This is a genomic window from Rhabdochromatium marinum (assembly GCF_016583795.1).
GTDB lineage: Bacteria > Pseudomonadota > Gammaproteobacteria > Chromatiales > Chromatiaceae > Rhabdochromatium > Rhabdochromatium marinum.
On sequence record NZ_NRRS01000130.1, the window covers coordinates 1 to 4,033 of the forward strand.

Here is a 4,033-nt window from a genome sequence, read left to right on the forward strand (position 1 = left end):
TTCACGCCGTATCGAGCTGTGAAAGCGATCTTGCAAGCACGGACTGAGCGCCTGCGGTTGGGACTGCTCAACCAGGACTCCAGTTGCTCGCCCGGACAAAATCGGGTGCTATCAACGGAGAGCGAATGACCGAATGAGCACTTTCGAGTATGAAATTCGGAGCAGATATTACTGCAAGTCATATTCAAGGGGGCAAACGTGCGTACAGAGGATCAGGTGCGCTCCAGTCTCAGGTGCGGAGACCGGTCTGCGGCCATGGACCCGGTCTCCCGTTCCACCAGTGCCGCGAAGCGGTCCTGCAGACTCAGAAAGAGCTGGCCCGGGCACTGGGTCATGGGCCGGCCGCCGATGTCCCGGACCGGAATCAGCTCGGCGGCGGTTCCGGTGAGGAAGCATTCGTCCGCCGTGTAGAGATCGTAGGGGGCGAGCGGGCATTCGCACACCGGGATCCCCGCCTCCACCGCCACCTCGATGATGCATTGCCGGGTGATGCCGTCGAGCGCCCCTTCGGTTGTCGGCGGGGTCAGCAGGGCGCCATCGCGCACGACGAAGAGGTTTTCTGCGGTGCCTTCCGCCACCCGTCCCGCACCGTTCAGTAGCACCGCCTCGTCGACGCCGGCGTGATTGGCCTCGATGCGGGCGAGGATATGATTCAGATAGTTGAGGCTCTTGATTCGCGGATCGAGACCGTTCGGGGGCAGTCGCTGGGTGGCGGCGATGATGAGACGCGCGCCCTCTTCCCTGACCGCCCGGCTCGTTAGGCTCAGCTGGTCGGCGACGATGAAGAGGGTCGCGGGACCGCAACCGCGCGGATTGAGCCCCATGGGTCCGACCCCGCGCGTCACCACCAGCCGCAGATAGCCGTCGGGCTCCTCGAAGGCCGCAATCGTCCGAGCGATCGCCTCGATCAGCGCATCCCTCCCGTACGGGATCTGCAGCGCGATCGCCCGTGCCGAGAGCTCCAGTCTGTCGAGGTGGGCGTCGAGCCGAAAGGCGTGGCGGTTGTAGAACCGAATGCCCTCGAAGATGCCGTCGCCGTACAGCAGGCCGTGATCCAGCACGGATAGGGTCGCCTGAGCCGCCGGCAGCAGCTCCCCGTTCAACCAACAGATGGCATGTCGATGCACAGAATCTCTCCTCTCGTGTCTTGAAGACCGGCATGGGCCGGCCAAACGGGATCCGGACGTTCGCCGCGCCGACGGATCCTCCTGTCGACCTTGACTTTAGAGCGTCGGCGATGAACATTACAGATGCAATTATCTGTTTTTGTTTCGGTACAGATGAAGCGGTCGGGCATCTGTATCGCTCCCAAGGCGCCCGATCTGTCGTGGTGACCCTATGGCCTTCCTCTACGAACGACTGGCATCCGAGATTGCGGAACAGATCGAGCAGGGTCTCTTTCGGGCCGGCGAGCGGCTTCCCGGCGTGCGCGTCTTCAGCGGCCAGCGCAGTATCAGCGCGGCGACTGCGGTCGCGGTGTACCGCCGGCTTGAGGAGGACGGCTTCATCGAGGCCAGGCCCCGCTCGGGCTTCTACGTCCGCTCTCGCCCCAGGATCCGGATCCCGGAGCCGGACATCTCCCGGCCCAGCGTGCGACCCCGGGCGATCTCAGGTCAGCAGCTGGCGATGCAGCTCAGCAAGGCGACCAATGAGCCGCACACCGTGCAGCTGGGCGCGGCGGTTCCGGGGCCCGGCTTCCTCCCCGAGCGCGCGGTGGAGCGGGCGCTGTCGAGCGCCGCCAGGCTGCACCGCCAGCGCGTCATCGGCTATGCCTTTCCGCCCGGCGCCCCGGAACTCCGCCAGCAGCTCGCACGCCGCATGGCGGAATGCGGATGCCACACCCCGGCAGACGAGATCATCGTCACCAGCGGCTGTCAGGAGGCGATCGTGCTGGCCCTGCGCGCCGTCACCGAGCCCGGCGACGTGGTAGCGATCGAATCGCCGACCTTCTATGGTCTGCTGCAGGCGATCGACGCCCTGGGACTGAAGGCGCTGGAGATCCCCACCCATCCGCGCGACGGTCTGTCGCTGGAGGCGCTGCAGCTCGCCCTGGAGCAGTGGCGGGTCAAGGCCTGCATTCTGGTGCCGAACTACAGCAACCCGCTCGGCTATCTGATGCCGGATGAGCGCAAGCAGCGCCTGGTCGCCTTGCTCGCCAGACACCAGGTCGCCCTGATCGAGGACGACGTCTACGGCGACATCGGCTTTTCGCAGCGCCGGCCATCCGTCTGCAAGGCCTATGATGAGGCAGGCATGGTGCTCTACTGCGCCTCCTTCTCGAAGACGCTGTCACCCGGGCTGCGCGTCGGTTGGATCGCCCCCGGCCGCTATCACGAGAAGATCGAGTATCTGAAATACGTGACCAACATGGCCACGGCGACCGCGCCCCAGATCGCCGTGGCCGAACTGCTGCGCAGCGGTGCCTACGAGCGGCATCTGCGCAAGGCGCGCGGCGGATATGCGCGCGCGGTCGAGCGCATGATCGAGGCGGTGGATCGGCATTTCCCTGAGGGGACCCGGGTCACGCGTCCCCAGGGCGGCTTCGTCGTCTGGGTCGAGCTGGGCGAGCCGATCGACACCTTCGAGCTGAGCCAGCGCCTGCTCGATCGGCGGATCAGCATCGCTCCGGGGCCGATCTTCTCCGCCACCCAGAAATACCGGAACTGCCTGCGGCTGTCATGTGCCTGCGAGTGGGACGACCGGGTCGAGCGGGCCTTGGCGACCATTGCTGGATTGATTCGGGAAGGCGGGTCCAGCTGACCGGAAGGCCGTCCAGTTCACTGACTTGCGTTCAGGATGATGACCAGCAGGTCGATCGGGCGCTTGCCGTTGGTGTCGGCCAGATCGCGAATGCCGTCGTCAGGTCCGGCCTCGATGCCCGCGCTCGCCAGACGCTCCTGCCCGGTTTGGACGTCCAGCCCGACCATCTCGCAGACCTCGGAGAGCCGTTTGCGGCCCAGACCGGTTCCCGCGAAGCGCGCCTCGATCTCCTCGGGCGTCATTCTCTCGGATGCCGATGCTGGAGCCGGCTGCGGTCGAGGGATGAGCGCGTAGACTGTCATGGGTGTCATGCCATTGCGCCGGGCGATCTGTTCGAGCGTCTCACGACCGTTCTCGACGGTGACGCCCTGATCGCGCAGTGCCGAGAGCGCCGGTTCCAGTTCGAAGTCCATGCGTCGGGCGAGCGCGGCCAGAGAGGCCTCCTCGGCGTGACCGAAGGGCGGTTCGAGCGCGGGCTCGGTGACCCAGGCGTTCTTGATGTCCGAATTCAGTTGGATGATCCAGCTGGCCGGAGGCAGGTCGAGCGCCGAGAGGACGACCAGCGCCAGGGTCGCCAGGGTGGCGATCAGGATCTCGCGCTTGAATGCCAGATGCCCCTGGATGCGGTCGGCGATGTACTGCTTGAAGGGCTTCCAGTTGAAATAGAGATGCAGAAAGGCGGCGACGATGAAAACGCCACCGAAGGTCATATGGATCCAGGCCCAGCGGTCCTTTTCGAGCCCCCAGAGCGACCAGTGGGTCCAGTAGGCGATACGCCCGTGCGGGACGACGTAGAGCACCAGGCCGGTGATCATGAGGACGACGAAGGCCCAGGTCACGATGAAGGCCGTGAACGAGCGAAGGGACTGTTTGTTCTTGCGCATTCTGGCTGCTCCAAATTTCATACTCGAAAGTGCTCATTCGGTAATTCGCTCTCCGTTGATAGCACCCGGTCATGTTCGGGCGAGCAACTGGAGTCCTGGTTGAGCAGTCCCAACCGGAGGCGCTCAGTCCGTGCTTGCAAGATCGCTTTCACGGCTCGATACGGCGTGAACCGCTCGATGTCCGGGTCGGACAACCGTGCCAGCACGTTTCGCGCAGCGTTCTGATCCGCCTGCAACACAACCCCGTCGAAACAGTGAAACCGATCCCCTTGGCGGCGGCCCAGCAGGCCTCCGTTGCGGGAATCCATTTGCGATGTGTAGGCCGGATTGACCAGAACGACCGTCGAACCTCGACGGCTTGAAACACTGTCAAGTGCTTCGGCAATGAC

The 4,033-nt window shown here is 64.7% G+C and carries 4 protein-coding genes; 1 reads left to right on the top strand and 3 read right to left on the bottom strand.

Going from position 1 to position 4,033, the window contains the following annotated elements; translation table 11 throughout:
• Positions 1 to 212: 212 nt before the first annotated feature.
• Entirely contained in the window at positions 213 to 1,127 is a 915-nt protein-coding gene (ilvE, locus tag CKO36_RS18570) for a branched-chain-amino-acid transaminase (RefSeq protein ID WP_200286397.1), read from the bottom strand.
• Between the two features lie 211 nt (positions 1,128 to 1,338).
• Between ilvE and CKO36_RS18575 the strand changes: the two genes are divergently transcribed.
• On the top strand, positions 1,339 to 2,760 hold the full coding sequence (locus CKO36_RS18575) for an aminotransferase-like domain-containing protein (protein WP_200286398.1): 1,422 nt from the start codon (positions 1,339 to 1,341) through the stop codon (positions 2,758 to 2,760).
• A gap of 17 nt (positions 2,761 to 2,777) precedes the next feature.
• On the opposite strand, the gene CKO36_RS18580 is transcribed toward CKO36_RS18575, so the two are convergent.
• Positions 2,778 to 3,644 carry a DUF4405 domain-containing protein gene (locus CKO36_RS18580; protein WP_200286399.1) on the bottom strand — a complete coding sequence of 289 codons (867 nt, stop codon included), beginning with the start codon at positions 3,642 to 3,644 and terminating at the stop codon, positions 2,778 to 2,780.
• A 17-nt stretch (positions 3,645 to 3,661) separates the two neighbouring features.
• Positions 3,662 to 4,033, bottom strand: a 372-nt coding sequence (locus CKO36_RS18585; protein WP_200286400.1) for a zinc ribbon domain-containing protein, incomplete at its 5' end; no start/stop codon positions are given.